18 protein-coding genes are annotated in these 16,979 nt (G+C 69.8%); 3 read left to right on the top strand and 15 right to left on the bottom strand.

The genetic code is table 11. The features are described 5' to 3' along the window. Nucleotides 1-9 precede the first annotated feature (9 nt). On the bottom strand, nucleotides 10-1,242 hold the full coding sequence (locus ABD256_RS19975) for a cytochrome P450 (protein ID WP_344420651.1): 1,233 nt from the start codon (nucleotides 1,240-1,242) through the stop codon (nucleotides 10-12). After that, entirely contained in the window at nucleotides 1,239-1,880 is a 642-nt protein-coding gene (locus ABD256_RS19970) for a TetR/AcrR family transcriptional regulator (protein WP_344420648.1), read from the bottom strand. The genes ABD256_RS19975 and ABD256_RS19970 overlap by 4 nt, the downstream gene beginning before the upstream one ends. A 139-nt stretch (nucleotides 1,881-2,019) precedes the next feature. On the opposite strand from ABD256_RS19970, the gene ABD256_RS19965 reads away from it, so the two are divergent. Then, nucleotides 2,020-2,436 carry a hypothetical protein gene (locus tag ABD256_RS19965; RefSeq protein ID WP_344420645.1) on the top strand — a complete coding sequence of 139 codons (417 nt, stop codon included), beginning with the start codon at nucleotides 2,020-2,022 and terminating at the stop codon, nucleotides 2,434-2,436. 410 nt (nucleotides 2,437-2,846) lie between these two features. On the opposite strand, the gene ABD256_RS19960 is transcribed toward ABD256_RS19965, so the two are convergent. The 5 genes from ABD256_RS19960 to ABD256_RS19940 form a co-directional block, all read right to left on the bottom strand. Beyond that, complete coding sequence (locus tag ABD256_RS19960) at nucleotides 2,847-3,386, bottom strand: DinB family protein (RefSeq protein ID WP_344420642.1); 540 nt, start codon at nucleotides 3,384-3,386, stop codon at nucleotides 2,847-2,849. Between the two features lie 146 nt (nucleotides 3,387-3,532). Then, nucleotides 3,533-4,285 (bottom strand): chymotrypsin family serine protease, encoded by a 753-nt coding sequence (locus tag ABD256_RS19955; protein ID WP_344420640.1) that lies wholly within the window; start codon nucleotides 4,283-4,285, stop codon nucleotides 3,533-3,535. Between the two features lie 124 nt (nucleotides 4,286-4,409). Continuing rightward, nucleotides 4,410-4,919 carry a hypothetical protein gene (locus tag ABD256_RS19950; RefSeq protein ID WP_344420637.1) on the bottom strand — a complete coding sequence of 170 codons (510 nt, stop codon included), beginning with the start codon at nucleotides 4,917-4,919 and terminating at the stop codon, nucleotides 4,410-4,412. Between the two features lie 162 nt (nucleotides 4,920-5,081). Continuing rightward, the gene (locus ABD256_RS19945; protein ID WP_344420634.1) at nucleotides 5,082-6,143 is read right to left on the bottom strand and encodes an aminotransferase class I/II-fold pyridoxal phosphate-dependent enzyme; all 1,062 of its coding nucleotides are present in this window, start codon (nucleotides 6,141-6,143) and stop codon (nucleotides 5,082-5,084) included. After that, a complete protein-coding gene (locus tag ABD256_RS19940) occupies nucleotides 6,133-6,654 on the bottom strand; it encodes a hypothetical protein (RefSeq protein ID WP_344420632.1) in 522 nt (173 codons plus the stop codon). The genes ABD256_RS19945 and ABD256_RS19940 overlap by 11 nt, the downstream gene beginning before the upstream one ends. 356 nt (nucleotides 6,655-7,010) lie before the next feature. Here ABD256_RS19940 and ABD256_RS19935 point away from each other — a divergent pair, with 356 nt between their 5' ends. Next, nucleotides 7,011-7,418, top strand: a complete 408-nt coding sequence (locus ABD256_RS19935; protein WP_344420629.1) for a type III secretion system chaperone family protein — start codon at nucleotides 7,011-7,013, stop codon at nucleotides 7,416-7,418. A 45-nt stretch (nucleotides 7,419-7,463) separates the two neighbouring features. On the opposite strand, the gene ABD256_RS19930 is transcribed toward ABD256_RS19935, so the two are convergent. From ABD256_RS19930 to ABD256_RS19895, 8 genes are all read right to left on the bottom strand, one after another. Continuing rightward, nucleotides 7,464-8,093, bottom strand: a complete 630-nt coding sequence (locus ABD256_RS19930) for a class I SAM-dependent methyltransferase (protein WP_344420626.1) — start codon at nucleotides 8,091-8,093, stop codon at nucleotides 7,464-7,466. Nucleotides 8,094-8,166: 73 nt separating this feature from the next. Next, nucleotides 8,167-8,994, bottom strand: coding sequence for an acyl-ACP desaturase (locus ABD256_RS19925; protein ID WP_344420623.1), 828 nt, complete (start codon nucleotides 8,992-8,994; stop codon nucleotides 8,167-8,169). Further along, complete coding sequence (locus tag ABD256_RS19920) at nucleotides 8,991-9,872, bottom strand: SAM-dependent methyltransferase (protein ID WP_344420620.1); 882 nt, start codon at nucleotides 9,870-9,872, stop codon at nucleotides 8,991-8,993. The genes ABD256_RS19925 and ABD256_RS19920 overlap by 4 nt, the downstream gene beginning before the upstream one ends. A gap of 6 nt (nucleotides 9,873-9,878) precedes the next feature. Beyond that, nucleotides 9,879-10,148 carry an acyl carrier protein gene (locus ABD256_RS19915; RefSeq protein WP_344420617.1) on the bottom strand — a complete coding sequence of 90 codons (270 nt, stop codon included), beginning with the start codon at nucleotides 10,146-10,148 and terminating at the stop codon, nucleotides 9,879-9,881. Next, complete coding sequence (locus ABD256_RS19910) at nucleotides 10,148-10,675, bottom strand: PaaI family thioesterase (RefSeq protein WP_344420615.1); 528 nt, start codon at nucleotides 10,673-10,675, stop codon at nucleotides 10,148-10,150. The genes ABD256_RS19915 and ABD256_RS19910 overlap by 1 nt, the downstream gene beginning before the upstream one ends. Continuing rightward, complete coding sequence (locus ABD256_RS19905) at nucleotides 10,672-11,541, bottom strand: ferritin-like domain-containing protein (RefSeq protein ID WP_344420612.1); 870 nt, start codon at nucleotides 11,539-11,541, stop codon at nucleotides 10,672-10,674. The genes ABD256_RS19910 and ABD256_RS19905 overlap by 4 nt, the downstream gene beginning before the upstream one ends. Beyond that, nucleotides 11,538-13,199 (bottom strand): AMP-binding protein, encoded by a 1,662-nt coding sequence (locus ABD256_RS19900; RefSeq protein ID WP_344420609.1) that lies wholly within the window; start codon nucleotides 13,197-13,199, stop codon nucleotides 11,538-11,540. The genes ABD256_RS19905 and ABD256_RS19900 overlap by 4 nt, the downstream gene beginning before the upstream one ends. Nucleotides 13,200-13,216: 17 nt before the next feature. Next, the gene (locus ABD256_RS19895) at nucleotides 13,217-14,413 is read right to left on the bottom strand and encodes a cytochrome P450 (protein WP_344420607.1); all 1,197 of its coding nucleotides are present in this window, start codon (nucleotides 14,411-14,413) and stop codon (nucleotides 13,217-13,219) included. A 405-nt stretch (nucleotides 14,414-14,818) separates the two neighbouring features. On the opposite strand from ABD256_RS19895, the gene ABD256_RS19890 reads away from it, so the two are divergent. Next, on the top strand, nucleotides 14,819-16,978 hold the full coding sequence (locus tag ABD256_RS19890) for an acyltransferase domain-containing protein (protein WP_344420604.1): 2,160 nt from the start codon (nucleotides 14,819-14,821) through the stop codon (nucleotides 16,976-16,978). Nucleotide 16,979: the final 1 nt, after the last annotated feature.

The following is a 16,979-nucleotide window of genomic DNA, read 5'->3' as shown; positions in this document are numbered from 1 at the left end:
GGACAGCGGTCAGGTCAGGTGCACCGGGAGGGTGGCGAGCCCGCGCAGGATGAGGTTGTCCTTCCAAGCGGGTTCCGCGGCGAGCCGGAGCGCCGGGAAGCGCGCGAGCAGCGCCTGGAACGCGATGCGCGCTTCGAGACGGGCCAGCGGTGCGCCGAGGCAGAAGTGGATGCCCTGCCCGAAGGCGAGGTGCCGTGTTGGCTCGCGACGGACGTCGAGCGCGTCGGGGTCGGCGACGGCGTCCGGATCCCGGTTGGCGGACCCGATGACGAGGAGCGCCGCGGATCCGCGAGCGATCTCGACACCGCCGATCTCGGCGTCCTCGAGCGCGGCGCGCATGGTGAGCTGGACCGGCGAGTCGTAGCGCAGGAACTCTTCCACCGCATGGTCGACCAGTTCGGGCTCGTCGCGGAGCGCGGCGAGCTGACCGGGTGCCCGCAGCAGTGCCAGCGTGCCGTTCCCGATCAGGTTCACCGTGGTTTCGTGCCCGGCGATCAGCAGCAGGATGCAGGTGGCCAGCAACTCGTTCTCGGTGAGCACGTCCCCGCTGTCGTGCACCTGGACGAGCGCGGACAGCAGGTCCTCCCCCGGGTCGGCGCGCCGGATCGCGGCGAGCCCCCGGATGTACTCGGCGAACTCGCCCCTGGTGCGGACGAGGTTCTCCCGCGTACCCGGCGGCAGCGCGAAATCGGGATCGAGCCCGCGCGCCAGCGAATGCGACCACGCGACGAACTGGTCGCGGTCCGCGTTCGGGATGCCCAGCAGCTCGCTGATCACGGCGACCGGCAGCGGGTAGGCCAGCGATTCGATCAGGTCCACCTGCCCGGTGCGCTTCGCCATCCCGTCGAGAAGGTCGGTGGTGAGCTGCTCGATCCGCGGCGCGAGCCTGGCCACCATCGGCCGCGTGAACGCCTTGGAAACGAGCTTGCGCAGCCGGGTGTGATCGGGCGGGTTCAGGCCGAGGAACGACCGCACCGGGTTGCCGTTTTCGTCCACCAGCGCGGTTTCGGCGTCCGTCGGCGGAGCGGGGCGCAGCAGGTTCGGCTCGTCCGGCTCGGCGTGGCCGAAGCGGGAGTCGCGCAGCACCGCGGCGCAGTCGGCGTGCCGGGTGACGACGAACAGCCCCGGCATCGGCCCGGCGACCGGCGTGTCCTCGCGCCACCGCCGGTACGTGGGATAGGGGTCCGCCCGGTGCGCGGGGTCGAACAGCGCTTGCAGGCCCGGTGCCGCGGTTTCGGTCATGACTGGTCCCTCCGCTGTCGCGTCTCTTCGTCGAGCCCGGCGAACAGCCAGCGCAACGCCTGGCCGAACAACTCGGGCGGCACACTGCCCTGGTCGATGCGCCGCTGGCGGACCAGGCCCTGGAACAGGGCGAGCACGACCGTTGCCACCGTCGACGGCGGCACCGGCGCTTCCGGTTCGCCCCGGCGCTCCTCCACCAGGCGGGCCAGCAGCTCGCGCGGCTCCCGCATCCGTTCGGCGAGCGTGTCCCGCACGCCGGGGTTCCTGGCCGCGTAGAGCCAGAACTCCGCCTGCAGGAGCGAAAAGTCGGTGTCCTTGTCGGCGAGGTCCACCAGGAACCGGCCGAGCGCGTCCGCCGGATCGCCCGCCGTGACGTCGTCGTCGTGGAGGATTTCCGCCGCGGCCAGCACCTGCCCGCTGGCCCTGCTCGACAGCAGTTCCAGGAAGAGCTGCTCCTTGCCGGCGAAGTTGGCGTACAGCGCGCCGATCGAAAATCCGGCCGCTTCGGCGATCGCCTCCACCGACGCGCCGTGAAAGCCCTTGCGCGCGAAGGTGCTCGCCGCCGCTTCGAGCAGCAGCTCCCGCGTGCGCGCCTTGGCCTCCCCACGGGAAAGCCGCTTCGGTGCGTCGGAGGTCACATAGTCGACGCTACTCACATAGTGACCACTATGCCAAGTATCTCGGAAAACTTTCCCGCGGAATCAGGTGTAGACCACGGCCGAACCGGGTACCTGGTATAGGCGGGGGTGCGTTGGTTTGGGGCGAATTGAGGGCAGCATGATCAAGAACGGGGAGTTCGCCGCCACGGGCGGAGCACGACGGCCTTGCTCGGAGGATCGCATCGAGCACGCCAAGGACGCCATCGACACGGTGCTGCACGCGCTCGCGCGCCACGGCGGCACCGGCGAAACCGTCATCGTCGGCGAGGTGGCACAACGCGCGGGTACCACCCACGAGACGGCGAGCCACCTGGTACGGGCGGTGGTCATGGGACTGTCGCAAGTGGACTCGGCGCGGACCGGGCCGCGGCCGACGGGGCCGGGCAGGGCGGCAGTGGCCACGATGTCCGGCACGCGGGTCACCACGATGGGCACGGTGCACGCGGCTCGACCGCGAAGGCGCAGCAGGCTCCAGTGGGTGGTCCGCAGGCTGGTCACTCCACAAAGGACACTGCGCGACCGGGTCAGCCGCTGAGGCGCGAGACGAGGGTTTCGGCGTTGCGGTGATCGATCGCGGCGCGTAGCCGTCGCCGAGCGGATACCGCTTGTTCAGGAACGACACGCGGGCGGCGGGGCGAACGGGAAGTCGCTGCCGTAGGCGATGTGCCTGGAATCGGCGACTTCGAGCAGGCTCGGCAATGCCGCAGGCGACGACGAACTTGATGCCGGGGTACTTCGCCATCGCACCGGAGGGGATCGGCTGATCGCCGTGCGCGTGGTGTCGAGGAGGAAGTCGGCGGTGCACTCGTCGACTTCGCGCGCCCATCGACGGGCTCCGGCCGCATCGCCGAAGCAGACCCCGGCGTGGACGGCGACAGGATGCCGGGACGGCCGGAGCCGCCCCGATACACGACGTATCAGCGTACGTCATGTATCGGGCAGGCTTCAGCCCATGGACTTCGCACCGTCGAGGGACTCCCGGATGATGTCGGCGTGTCCGGAGTGCTGCGCGGTCTCGGCGATGATGTGCGTCAGCACCCGCCGGGCGCTCCACCGGGCGTCCGCCTCGAACCACGGTGCCTTCGGCAACGGGTGGGACACGTTCAGATCCGGCAGGCCCGAGATGATTTCGTCGGTGCGGGCCGCCACCTCGGCGTAGTTCGCCAGCACGCCATCCAGCGTTTCGCCGGGCAGCATCCGGAACTCGTTCGCCCGCGCCGCGAAGTCGTCTTCGGTCATGGCGGAGAAGTCGGGCATCGCAGACGGGCCCTCGACGATGAAGCTCGCCCAGCCGCGCTCGACCGAGGTGACGTGCTTGATCAGGCCGCCCAGGCACAGCTCGCTCTTCGTGGTCCGCAGCCCGGCCTGCTCGTCGGTGAGGTCGCGCGCGGTGAAGCGCAGGAAGTGCCGCTGCTTGGCGAGGACGGCCAGCAGATCGGTGCGCTCGTCGACGATGTTCTCGGTGGTGGCCGCGTCGGTGGTCATAGTGTCCGCCTTCCTGGTGCTTTTCGGTCTGGGACCAGCTTAAGAAGGATAGCGGACACTTTTTGACCTCAATCAGAATTCGTGCCGGCAAGGCCCGGGGAAGTGACCACGACCCCTAGTCGCGTGGTCACTTCCCCGGCCAGGCATCAGGGAGCGACCGTGAAGCCCGCGCCGATTTCCCCTCGGCTGTCGAGATCGGCCTTGATCGCCACCATCGACGTGCTGAGCCCCGCCACCCACTGGTTGCCGATGAGCTTCCCGTTCAGCACCACCGGGGAACCGGAGTCACCGGGGAACTCCAGGATCGTGTGCGCGAAGTACGGGCCGCTGGTGCTCAGCTCGAAGCCGCAGGTGAGACCGCTGCTCTGGCCCTGCTTGCACATCCGGGTGCCGGGTACCGGCGGCGATCCGATCCCGGTGATGGTGGTTTCGCCGACGGTCGAGGTGGGGACGACCTTCGTCCTGTCGAACTTGATCACCGAGTAGTCGAGCCCCGGATCGTTCGGGCTGGCGACCGGGTTGCTCTTGCTGACGTACTCGACGGTGCCGATCACACCGGTCTCGAGATCGGTCTCGGAGGTGTTCAGCGGGCTGGCCGCGGTGCCCGGCGCGGTCTTGTCGTAGTAGACCTTGTCACCGAGGGTCTTGTTCCCGTTGGCGTCGTAGAAGCAGTGGGCGTTGGTCAGGCCGACCAGTTCACCGGTCCGGTCGTAGCCGATCGCGGTGAGCGTGCACCATTCGGCGTTCTGCGCGGGGATCGGCTGGTTGTGGCCGAACACGATGCCGGAACCACCGCCGATCCGCACCGTGGGGGCCGCGGACGAGGCCGAGGCGGCTTCGCCTGCCAGCAAAGTCAGTACCGCGGCCGCGACGACGGCGCCCGCTCGTGTTCGCTTCATGGCCGGAACCGTAGACAGGGCCGATGAAATCGCCGTGACACCGCAGTTCACCGGCTACCCCGGGAACGACGAGGTGCCCCAGCGCCCTGGTGGACGCTGGGGCACCTCGTGGTCGTGGCTTCGGTCAGACGCCGTCGATCTTGATGCCTTCGATGAGGTCGGCCAGCACCGGGGAACCGGCCCTGATCAGCAGCGCGATCGGCTTGAGCACGGCCTGGGGGCTGGGCCCGCCGCTGCTGGCACCGGGGATCGCCGCGACCGGGTCCCCGATCGTCTCCAGCACGCTGGCGGCCACCGGACCGCCGACCCGCAGTGCCTGGACGATGATCGGCTGGGCGAACTTCGCCAGCTCCTTCGGCGCGCCGATGATGTCGATGTGCTGAGCACCGGCGTTGGCGAGCGCCGCCTTGACCGGGCCGAGCTCTCGTGCGGTGGTCGCGTCGCCCGCGGCGATCAGCGCGTCCACGTTCGCCGTGGTGACCACCTTCTGCAGGGCGGCCCGTGCCGCGGGCGCACTGGCCGTGGGTGCGGTTTCCGGTCCGGTCGCGGCCACCGCGGTGTGCCCGTAACCGAGCGCCACGATTCCCGCGGCAAGAACGACGGCCAGCGGTCGAGAGTATTTCGGAGCGGCCATTTCGTTTCCCATTTCAACGGGGTCGGGGCGACTTTCGCAGGCTATGAATGATCGAGCTTTTTGGTCAAGCTGCCCGGAGCGCCAATTCGGTCGCAAAGATCAGATTCACCTCCGCGCCGCGCGGCACGAATTGATCCATCACTTTCACGATTGCCGCCGAGATCAGTTTCCGACGGTCGCCCAGGCGCGTGCCGCGTGCAGGAGGCGGTCGTTGTCGGCCTCGCTCCCGATGCTCACGCGTACGCCGTGGCCTGCGATGGCGAGCACCACCACGTCGTCGTCGGCGCAGTGCGCGGCGAACCGGTCCGCGTTCCCGGCCAGCGGGAGCCAGACGTAGTTGCTCTGCGAATCCCCCGGCGCGAAGCCGATGCGGCGAAGCTCGGCCAGCACGCGGGTCCGTTCGGCGACGATCCGCGACACGTTCTCCCGCATCTCGGCCTGGGCCTCCAGCGCGGCGACCGCCGTGGCCGCGGCGTGGAAGGTGACTTCGCGCGGGACGCCCTCGTCGCGAACCCGCTGAGCCAGCGGCACCGGCGCGACGCAGTACCCGACCCGCATCCCGGCCAGCCCGTACGCCTTCGAAAAGGTCCTGACCACGGCGACGTCGTGGCGCCCCGCCGCCCAGCGGGCCTTCGCGACCGCCAGGCCGTCCGCGATGTCCGTATCCGTGCAGAATTCCCGGTAGGCCTCGTCCACCACGACGGTGATGCCTTCGTCCACCTCGTCGAGGAACGCGCGGAGATCGCTGCCGCGGAGCACGGCTCCGGTCGGGTTGTGCGGGTTGACCAGGATGATCATCCGGGTGTCCGCGGTGCTCGCGGCGAGCATCGCGCCGAGGTCGACCGCCCCGTCCGAGGTCGGGGCGATTCGCTGGGCGAGCGCTCCGGCCTGCCGGGCGAAAAGGTCGAACGCGTCGTAGGTCGGGGCCGTCCACATCACGGCGCCACCCGGCTCCGCGCACGCGACCCGGAACAGGCGCTGGAAAACGGAGGACGAGCCGGCGCCGAGCACGATGTGTTCGGCAGGCGTTCCGAGGTGCTCGGCCAACGCGCTGGTCAACGCCGTGTATGCCGGGTCGGGGTACCTGTTGACCGCTTCGTCGCCGTGGATCGCCGCGAGTACCGGTGCCGGCGGTTCGTACGGCAGCTCGTTGCCGGCAAGCCGTGTCGGACCACCGGTTTCGCGAGGGCGCGCGTACCGCGCCGATGTGGCTTCAGTTGTCATCGCCGGCCCAGAACACCGTGCTGGTCACGGGTTCCTTGAGCTGTCCGGCGAACTTCCCGAGGGCGAAGTCGCGCTGAAGCCGCGCGACTCGGTCCGCGGCGATCCCGTCCAGGCCGGGCAGGAGCTCGACGTCCTGGTTGAAGTGGCGATCGGTCCGGAACTCGACGGCCTCGGCCTTCCCCGTCACGTCCAGGTTCGCGCCGATGTGCGGCACCCCAGCGCCGATCGACATGATCGAGCCCGGTGCGTGCAGGAAGGTCAGCTCGAGTTCGGGACCGGCAAGGGTGACCGCCATCCCGGACACCACGTACACCGAGATCTCGGCGGTCACGTGGAGGTGCGGCAGGGCGTAGTGACCGCCGGCCAAGTGCACGACGCCGCAGGACAAGGAGGTGATCGGCGCGATTCCGGCGTGCACCACCGGTGCCAGTTGCTGGCGTTGCGGCCCCATGCCGAAATCGGGGCGCGGGTTGGACGTGGTGTGCAGAACTCGCTGCAGCTGACGGGTCATGCGGGTCTCCCTGCGGTGCAGCAATTCCAGGAAAGTGGATTTCGGCGCCAAAGCAGCTATTCCGAATAGTGCGAACGTTTGACCACCGGGAACACCGCGTCGGTCCTGGTGGGTCGCCCACTGTCGACTGCGGTCACCATACAAGCCCGAAACCAATCACTTCAAGCACCGAGTTGATCACTCTTTCACAATTCACACTTGCCCTTTTCGCGTTAACCTTTGCGCCGTCCGCGGTTCGTGTTCCCGGCGCACCTGCCCGCCCGCCGGTGCCGCATCCGGACCGGCGAGGTCGGCGGCGTCGGCCCGCGGGCGGGCACTCGATAGGCTCGAACCTCGGTTCGAGGGAAGGAGCCCGAGTGGCGACGTGGGGCGATCTGGTTGCCTACATCCGGCAGAGCTACCGAGTGGTGCGCGACCAGCCTGACGAGATCAGGATCAGGCTGGCGTTCGGCGCGGACGAGGACACCGAGGAACGCGCTCAGGTGATGATCATCGCCAGGGAGGTGCTCGACCGCAAGGAGGACTGGGTGCAGATCGCGACCCCGTTCGCCACCATCCACCAGGTCGACCTGCTGAGCGTGCTGCGCGAGATCGGCAACACGATGGTGGTCGGCGGGGCGGCGGTGATGGGCGACCACGTCGTGGTGCGGCACTCGCTGCCACTGGTCAACCTCGACATCAACGAGTTCCTCGACCCGCTCGAACTGGTCGCGGGAGCAGCGGAGATCCTGGAGCAGACCTTCACCGGCCGCGACGACTACTGACGGGCACGGCGCGGCGGGGCCTCCGGGCTCCGCCGCGCCGCACGCTCAGCTCCGCCGGATCCGCGCGAGCCAGGCCGCGCTGTCCACCACGGTGCCCACCGGCACGCCGAGCTGGGGCGCGGCGCGCTCGTTGACCCAGCCGCGGTACCGCGAGAGGCCCAGCCCTTCCACCTGCCAGCCGTCCGCGAAGGCCGTCCTGATCGCGGTTTCACTGACCTGCGGCCCGATCGACGGCTCGGTGTCGGCCAGCGCGAGCACGTGCAGCACCCCGCCCGGTTTGGTGACCGCGTGCAGCGAGCGCGCGTAGACCAGCTGATCCGCGGGGGTGAACACGTGGAACAGCGCGCTGTCCAGAACGGTGTCGTAGCGCGGTTCTCCGGTCAGCCGCATCGCGTCGGCGACTTCGAACCGGGCTTCGATGCCGCGAGCGGCGGCGTTCGCCGAAGCCAGCTCCACCGCCAGGGGCGAGAAGTCGACACCGAGCACGTCGTAGCCCAGCCCGGCCAGGTGCAGGGTGTGCTCGCCCGCCCCGCATCCCACGTCGAGCACGCTGCCACCGATCCGGTCCTCGCGTTCCAGTTCCACCACCGCGGGCTGGGGTTCGCCGATCACCCACGGCGCGGTCCCCGTGCGATAGCCGTTGTCGAAGTTCTCCCTGGCAGGACTCGTCGTCATGGGTTCGGCACCTCTTCGGTCGGCAGCGGGTCGCTACCAGTGTCCGACCTCCACCATGGTCGAGGTCAAGGCGCTAGACCTTCCTGATCGCGTCCACAAAGGACGCCAGGTCCTGCGCGGAGGCCGCCCCCGACGAGGTCGTGAAGCCCTTGACGAGCCGGACCACGGCGTCGTAGGACTCGGTGTGATCGTAGGACGCCGCGTCCGCGACCTTGAGCGACCAGCGCCAGTACCCGTTGAGCGTGTCCGCCAGCGGCATCCGGAACGTGCCGAGCACGTCCTTGATGTCGGGCACCGTCGAGCCGAGCCCGTGCCGCTTGACGTGTTCGCCGACGAGCTCGGTGTAGAACGCGAAATGCCGTGCCTCGTCCCTGGCCAGCCGCGAGAGCAGATCGCGCAGCACCGGCTCGGTGACGACGTTCTTGAAGCGCTGGTAGAACAGCTGCGTCGCCTTCTCCTGCACGAGGGTGTAGGTGAACGCCTGGATCGGGTGCTCGTACGGCAGCGCGAACTGCTTGCGGCCCTCCTCGGCCAGTTCGAGCATGAGCTTGTCCGGCTCCGCGATCCCGGCCTCCACCTGGTAACGGGTGAGCGCGGACGCGTGCCGCTCCTCGTCGTTCGCCCACGAGATCAGGAACCGGAAGTACTCGCGGTTGAACGCGAACTCCTCGATGGACTGCTCTTCCCCGCCGGGGCCGAATTCGGTGAGGAAGTAGCTCAGGTACCCGGGAATGTGGTCCTCGATGAACGTGATGAAGCGGACCACCGAGCGGTCCGTCCCGGTGAGCCGCTCGGGGTCGACGCCTGCCCAGTCCAGTTCGTCGATGCTCCACTGCCTTCGCTCCGCGCGCGACACCGCTTCCCCGGTCAGCTCGCGCATCCGGGAGAGGTCGATGGTCACAACGGTCCCTCCGGTCCGAGCCTGGTCTTGCGCGCACTCAGCGCGTAGTGCTTGGTGGTGTACCCCCAGCCCGCGTTCGCGGTGCGGAGGTAGGTGACGAGCTGGTCGAACATGCCGGGCACGGCGGCGTCCACGGCGGCGCGGTTCTCGGTGGCACGGCGTTCCCAGTCCTCGATCGTCCGCTTGTAGTGCGCGGTCAGGTCGGTCAGCCCGGTGAGGCTGAACCCCGCGCTTTCGGCGGCCGCCACCAGCGTCGACAGCGGGACCATGTCGGCGAACCCGAAGATCCCTTCGGTGACGCCGATCGTGCCGGGGCGCTCGGCGAACTCCCGGTACGCCGCCTCGCTGCGGAAACAGCTCTCCGACAGGTAGAGCGCGCCACCGCGCCGCAGGTTCCGGTACGCCTTGGCCAGCACGCTGACCCGGTCCGGCATGTGCACGATGGACCCGAGCATGGTGACCGCGTCGTAACCACCCTCGGCGGGAAGCTCCGAATAGGACCCGACCCGCAGCCGGATCCGGTCCGCGACGCCGAGTTCCCGCGCGAGCCGTCCGATGTGGACGGCCTGGGTGGACGACGGGGTGACACCGGTCGCGCGGCACCCGTACTCGGTGGCCATGAACAAGATGAGACTGCCCCAGCCGCAGCCGACGTCGAGCAGTTCTTCGCCACCGGTCAGCCCAAGCTCAGCCGCGACGAAGTGCAGCTTCGCCGTCTGCGCTTCGTCCAAAGTGGACTTCTCGTGCGCGTAGACGCCGGAGCTGTACTTCAGCCGCTCGTCAAGGTACGCGGTGAACAGCTCGACGGGCAGCTCGTAGTGCTGGTTGGTCGCCTGGAACGCCTCGGCGGGCGTGGGGTCGGCCAGTACCCGCGCCATCGCCGCTCAGTCCTTCTTCTCGAGATAGGACAGCACGAGGTCGACGAGTTCGTCGAGGGTGCGCGAGGAGAAGATGTCGTCGTCGTCGAACTCGGTGTCCCACTGGCGTTCGAGCTGGGAAACCACCCTCAGCAGGTGGATCGAGTCGGCACCGGGCAGTTCGCGCAGCACGCTCGGGCCTGCGATCTCCGCCTCCCCGATCTTGAGCTCGGCGGCGAGGAGCGCGCGGGCGATATCGGTGACCTGCTCGCGGGTGGGCAACGTGGTCGAGGTCATCACGGTCCAATCTCGTGGTCGAAGTAGTGCCTTGTCCTGGCGTAACCGGAGTCGTCGAGGCCCATCAGGTCGCGGGCCTGCGCCGAACGGATGGGCCGGTAGGCGGCGCTCGCCATCACGTGCACCTCGCCGTCGGGGCCGAGCACGTCCGCCTCGGTGTGGAAGAGGCCACCGGCGGCGCGGGCGATCCGCGCCGCGGCCAGGTACGGCACGCCCACGCGCAGCGGCAGCAGCATCTTCGTGCGCAGGGTGACCGAGAAGGCGAGCAGGCCGTGCTCGATCGCGAGCGCGTCCCCCATCACCTCGTCCACGAGCACGTGCACGAGCCCGCCGTGGACGACGCCGGGATAGGACGTGTGGTACTCGCCGAAGGTGGCCTCCGCGCCGATCCTGCCGTCGGGCAGCCGCAGCATCGCCAGCGCCAGCCCGATCGGGTTCTCCGGCGAACAGCCGAAGCACCGGAACTCCGGCTCGTCGAGCCAGGGCAGCTCGATCGGCTCGCCAGCGCGGATCAGCGCGGTGCTCACGCGGTGACCGTCGTCTTCGCCGACTCGGCCGCGATCGCGCGCCGCACGTCCGCCATCTTCGTCAGCCGGTGCCCGGTCAGCTCGGAGAAGTAGGCGAACAACTGCTCGCAGCACTTCTGCCATTCCTGGCCATCGGCGTCCACTTCGGCGAAGTGGCGGAACACGTGGTCGATCGTCTCGTGGCCCTCCAGCTCGGGCAGGTGCCCCTTGAACCGGCTCACCGGGTGCCGGTACATGTCCCTCGTGGTTCCCATGTAGACATACAGCGTCTCGACGACGGAGGCGCACTCCTCGGGGTGCTTCGCGAGCCTGCGCGCGGTGTAGTACGCGAATTCCCTGGCGTGGCGGGCTTCGTCGCCGCTGGCGCGCTTCATGATCTTGGCGATCACCGGCTCCTCGACGTCGCGGCTCACGCACTTGTAGAGGTGGTTGGTGAGCACCTCGCAGATCACGTTCGTGGCGAGGCTCGCCGCCTTCGTCACCCCCGGCGGGTACGGCTCGCGCATCGCGGCGATCTTCTCGTAGCCCACCGCGTGCCCCGCCAGCTTCAGCCAGGTCTGGAACGCCAGGTGGTGCTGTACCTCCTGGTAGCCCCAGATGCAGGCGAACTGGGAGAAGTCGTAGTCGTCGGCGAACTCCTCCAGTAGGCCGTGCGTGGCGGCAACGGAGTTGGACTCGCCCATGATGGCGCCCTTGGCGAACACCACGTACTCCGGCTTGACCAGGTCCGCGCGGAACTCGTCCCACGGGATCTGGTCGAGCTCCCAGGTCGCGCGCTGGTAGGTGGTGAACACCCGCGCGCTGTGCAGTTCCGCATCATCGATGACCGGGACCAGCCCGGCCCGCCGTTCGTCGGTCGCGCTCACAGTGTCCCCTTCTCGGCGTCGATTCGGCGTGACGCCAGTACCCGTTGCCATTTCCCGCTCGTCGTCTTCGACAGCCACCGCGGCTCGACGGTGTGCACGCGGACCTTCGCGAGGTCCAGTTCCGCCGCGACCCGTCTCGCCACCTCGGCGCGCAACCCTGCCGCGTCCGCATGGCGGCCGTCCACCTCGACGATCACGCCGACGTGCTCGGACCCGTCCTCGGCGGTGTCGGAGAAGGCGACGCAGTGCCGCCGGTAGACCCCCGGCACGTCGCGCGCGATCAGCTCCACGTCGTCGGGGAAGAAGTTCTGCCCGTGCACGACCACCATCTCCTTGCGCCGCCCCGCGACCACCAGCTCGCCGCCGAGCGAAAACCCGAGATCACCGGTGCGCAGCCACTCGCCGTCGAAGGCCGCCGCGGTCGCGGCGGGATCGCGGAAGTACCCCGTGGTCACCGGGTCGCCCGTGATCTGCAACTCGCCGAGCGCGCCGTCAGGCAACGGTTCGCCGCGTTCACCGGCCACCCGCACGGACACGCCGTGCACCGGTTTGCCAACGGAGACAACGGCTTTGGCGTTCGCATGCCCGCTCTCGACCAGCTCCGCGCGCCCCGTCGCGGCGAGCGCGGCCCGATCGACGGTGAACGTCCTCGGCCGCGAACCCGGTTCCGGGAAGCTGATCGCGAGCGTGGCCTCGGCCATCCCGTACACCGGGTACATCACTGAATCCCGTAGCCCCGCGGGCGCGAGTGCCTCGGTGAACCGCCGCACGGTGGCCGCCGCGATCGGTTCGGCGCCGTTGAAGGCGAGCCGCCAGCGGGACAGGTCCAGCCCGGCGATCCGCTCGGCGGGCACCCCGTCGAGCAGGTAGTCGTAGGAGAAGTTGGGGCCGGTCAGCACCGAGCCCCGGTGGCGCGCGAAGTACTCCAGCACCTCGCCCGGCCGTCGCAGGAAGCTCACCGGCGCGAACGCGTGCACGTCACTTCCGTTGAGCCACAGCGAAAGCAGCCCGATGAGCCCCATGTCGTGGTAGGTCGGCACCCACTGCACGAACACGTCGTCCGTGGTCATCCCACCGCTCACCACCACCGCGCGCAGCCCGGCGACGGTCGCCCGGTGCGGGAGCATCACGCCCTTGGGAGTGCTGGTGCTGCCGGAGGTGAACTGCACGACGGCGAGATCGTCCGGCGCCACCGGCGGCAGCCCCGCGGTGGCGGCACCCCGCACCTCCGGATCGATGATGGTCAGGCTCGGCGCGAGCCTCGTCAGCTCGCGGCCGATCTCCGCGTAGACCTCGCCGAGGACGAGGTGGCGCATACCGGCCGCGCCGACCAGCCGCGCCAGGCGCCGCGCGACCCCGGCGGCGTCACCGAAACCGGCCTGCACGGGCAGCACGCTCACCGCCGCGCCCGCCCGCCACAGCCCGAAGATCGTGGTGAAGAACCGGGCCGCGGTCGGCACCAGCACGCCGACCACGTCACCTGGTGCGACCCCGGCGCCGAGGAAGCCGCGCGCCGTCCGGGTCGCGGCGGCGTCCAGCTCGCCCGCGGTGATCGAGTCGCCTTCGCTGGGAAAGGCCGCCACCGATCCCGGTGCCGCCTTTCCCAGTGTGGCAAGGCATTCGCCGAGTGTCTCGCCCGCGAGCAGTGCCGTTCCCACGATCGCGTCCTCCTTCGTCAGTGCAGGAGCTTCACCGGCAGTGCGGCCAGCCCGCGCAGGGTGAAGTTGGGGCGCCAGGTGACCTCGTCGGTGGTCGGTTCGACGGTGCGGTAGCGCTCGAACAACGCGGTCAGCACGACCTCCGCTTCGAGCCTGCCCAGCGGGGCGCCGATGCAGAAGTGCGGCCCGCTGCCGAAGGCGAGCGCCTTGATGCCACCGCGGCGCAGGTCGAGCCGGTCCGGGTCGCGGTAGCGCGCCGGGTCCCGGTTCGCGGCGCCGTAGAGCACCATCACCTTCGAGCCGCGCGGGATCGTCTTCCCGGCGAGTTCGACATCACCGGTCAGCAGCCGCGCGGCGGCCTGCACGGGCGCGTCGTACCGGGTCAGTTCGTCGACGCCCTCGGGGATCGCCTCGGGGTGCTCGCGGACGAGGTCGAGCTGCTCCGGATGGCGCAGCAGGGCGAGCACGCTGTTGCCGACGGTGTTGACGGTGGTCTCGTGGCCCGCGTTGAACAGCAGCAGGACGTTCGCGATGATCTCGTCGTCGGAGAGCCGCTCGCCGTCCAGCGTCGCGGTGAGCAGGGAGGTCAGCAGGTCGTCGCCCGGCTCGCGCTTGCGCTGGTCGAGCTGCCCTGCCAGGTACCCGCGGAACTCGGTCTCGGCGGAGTTCATGTCGTCGCGCATCTCCGGCGTGATGAACGGGTCGACCACGTGCCCGATCTTGTCCGTCCACTCGCGACACCGCGCGCGGTCTTCGCGCGGGATGCCGAGCAGCTCGCCGATCACCACGATCGGCAGCGGCAGCGCGATCTCGCTGACGAGGTCGACCTCGCCCTCCCCGATCCGGTCGAACTGCTCGTCGACCGCGGCCCTGATCCTCGGCCGCAGCCGTTCGATCGCCCTGATCGTGAACACGTGCCCGACCAGGCGCCGGATCCGCCGGTGCGCGGCGCCGTCCAGCATCATCATCCAGTTGCGGGTGCTGCGCACGATCGGGCTCTCCCCGCCGCCGCGGTGCTTCGCCCACGTCTCGTCCCAGGGGAACCCGCTGCTGGTGCTGGAGTCCTTGAGGATCGCTTCGATGTCGTCGTACCGGGTCAGCACCCAGTAGCCGGACGCCGTCCGGTGCACCGGATCGGTGTCGCGGAGCCTGCGGTAGACCGGGTAGGGATCGGCGCGGAGCGCGGGGTCTCGCGGATCGAATAGTGTCGTCATGGCCTGTCCATCCGTCACCGAGTGCGGGCACCGGAGCAATTGTCTGTCCGGCATCGATTTCGTATGTCCGAAAAGGACTGCGGGATAAATGGGCCCGCCACTGGCGGCGAATTGCTGCCGTCGGCGCGATCCGTGAATTTCAAAGTGCCAGCGACCCAAACACATGTCAACCCCTACCGAATGCCCCTACGCAGCACCGATTTCCATCCAGCGGAGCAGCGGAAACGGCAATCAGCTCAGTGATTCGCACCTGCGCCTTGACAGCGCCCCGCACGCACTGGATGCTCGAATCGTCGGCCGGTGAACGCATCGGGTGCCGGCCACCATATCGACTCCTCGACCGCATTCCGCACGATTGTCCATTTCGTGCGCGCGTCCGCCGTGCAGCGTAGTTGTGAGGTGTACATGAATGTTCCGGCCTGCTTTCCGGATGAGGGCACCGTCGTACTCGCCGGGCTGGCGCACTCCTCCGGTGGCGCGGAATTCGACGCGGAGTTCTTCGGGGTTCCCGGTGACCGGGACGCCACCGCACGCGCGCTCGAACTGACCTGGTCGGCGCTCGAAGACGCGGGTGCCGCCCCGGAGCGCCTCGGCGACTGCGCGATCGGGGTCTGCCTCGGCGACGAGTCCGAGACCGTGGCGGGCTTCCTCCGCCGCCGCTGGGCACGGCTTTCCGTCACCTGCCCCGAAAATCCGTCGGTATCCGAGATGCTCGGCGATGCGGAACTGGTGCTGGCTCCCGTCGACGGCGATGGCGTCGGCGTGTACATGACACCAGCACACGCGTCGGCACACGGCTATCTGATCCGGTATCTCGTTCCCTCGCCACTCGCGCCCCGCCGCCCGCGCGCGGCGCCCTTCCCGGTGCCGCTGGCGTTGTCCGCCACCTCCGAAGGCGGCCTGCGCGGGCTGGCCGCGAGGCTGCTGGACGAACTCGGCGAACTCGATCCGGTCGACCTGGCGTACTCGCTCGCCGCGACGAGGACGTCGTCCGCATGCCGAGCGGTCGTGCTCGGCGCCGATCTCGGCGAACTGCGCGCCGGGCTCACCGCGGTCGCCTCCGGTGGCACCGCCCCGAACGTGGTGCGCGGGACCGCGACGGACCGCGGCGGCGTCGCGTTCCTCTTCCCCGGCGAGGGCGGGCAGCGGCCGGGCATGGGCCGCGAACTCTACGAAACGTTCGGTGTGTTCGCGAACGCGCTGGACGAGATGTGCGGGCAGCTCGCGCCGCATTCGCCGTGGCAGGTGCGCGGGCTGCTCCTCGGCACCGACGACTGCGCCGGGATCACCGCGGGCGAGCGCGAACTGCTCACCCAGGACGCGTTGTTCGTGCTGCAGATCGCGCTGGCGCGGCTGCTCGAATCGTGGCGAGTGGTGCCGGACCGCGTGCTCGGCCACTCCGTCGGCGAAATGGCGGCGGCGACCGTGGCCGGGGTGTTCACCCACGGCGGGATCGCCGCGGTGCTGGCCGAACGCGTGCGGCTGGTGCGCGAGCTGATGCCGTCGGGCGGCACCATGATCGCGTTGCAGGCCGGCGAGGCGGAAACCCTCGAAGCGCTCGCCGGCCACGGGGACGCGGTGTCGCTCGCGGCCGTCAACTCGCCCGCGTCCGTGGTGGTGTCCGGTGAGTACGACGCGGTGCACGCGATCGGCGCGAAGTTCCAGGAGCAGGGCCGCAAGTACAAGGAGCTGAACGTCCGGCGCGCGTTCCACTCGGCGCACATGGACCCGCTGCTGCCGGGTTTCCGCCGCGTGGTGGCGAGCGTCGAACGGTCCGCGCCGTCGATCCCCGTCGTCTCGATCCTGCACGGGCGGCTCGGCACCACCGGAGAACTGCACGACCCGGGGTACTGGGCCGCGCAGGTGCGGCACACGTCCCGGTTCTCCGACGGCGTCGCCGCGCTCGAAAGCGCCGGCGTCGACACGATCGTCGACCTCGGGGCCAACGGCGTGCTCGCCGCGCTCGCGCAGGACTGCCTCGGCGAGCACGCGGACGCGGTCGTGGTGCCCGCACTGCGGGGCGGCGCGAAATCCGATGCCGCGGCGCTGCTTTCCGCCGTGGCGAAGCTGTACGTGGCGGGTGTCCCGGTGGACTGGGCGGCGGTGTTCACCGGCTACGACTTCCGGCGCGTGCGGCTGCCGGTCACCCCGCCGGGCGTCCCCGCGGTGGCGCCCGCCGCACCACCCGACCGGCGCTCGCTCGCCGAACTGGTGCTCGCGCAGGTGGCGGCCGTGCTGGAGGTGCCGGAGGCGGGGGTGCGCGCGAAGCGGTCGTTCCTGGAACTGGGCTTCGACTCGCTCGCCGCGGTGGAGCTCGTCAAGCGGCTCAACGAGCGCACCGGGCTGCGCCTGCCGACGCCGGTGGTGTTCGACCACCCGACCCCGCGCGCGCTCGCCGCGCATCTCGCGGACCGGCTCGGCGCGGAACCCGGGCCGCCACGGGCCGAAGCCGTCGAACCGGCGCGCGCGGACGACGTCCGCGAGCTGGCCGCGCTCAGCGACGAAGAGATCTTCCGGCTCGTCGACGCCGAGGTCGACGCCGCAGGCCAGGGCGGGCGGGGATGAC

The organism is Amycolatopsis minnesotensis, assembly GCF_039529815.1.
In the GTDB taxonomy this organism is placed as follows: Bacteria; Actinomycetota; Actinomycetes; order Mycobacteriales; family Pseudonocardiaceae; genus Amycolatopsis; species Amycolatopsis minnesotensis.
Note: the sequence above shows the minus strand (reverse complement) of the source record. Positions and strands in the feature narration are given on the sequence as shown.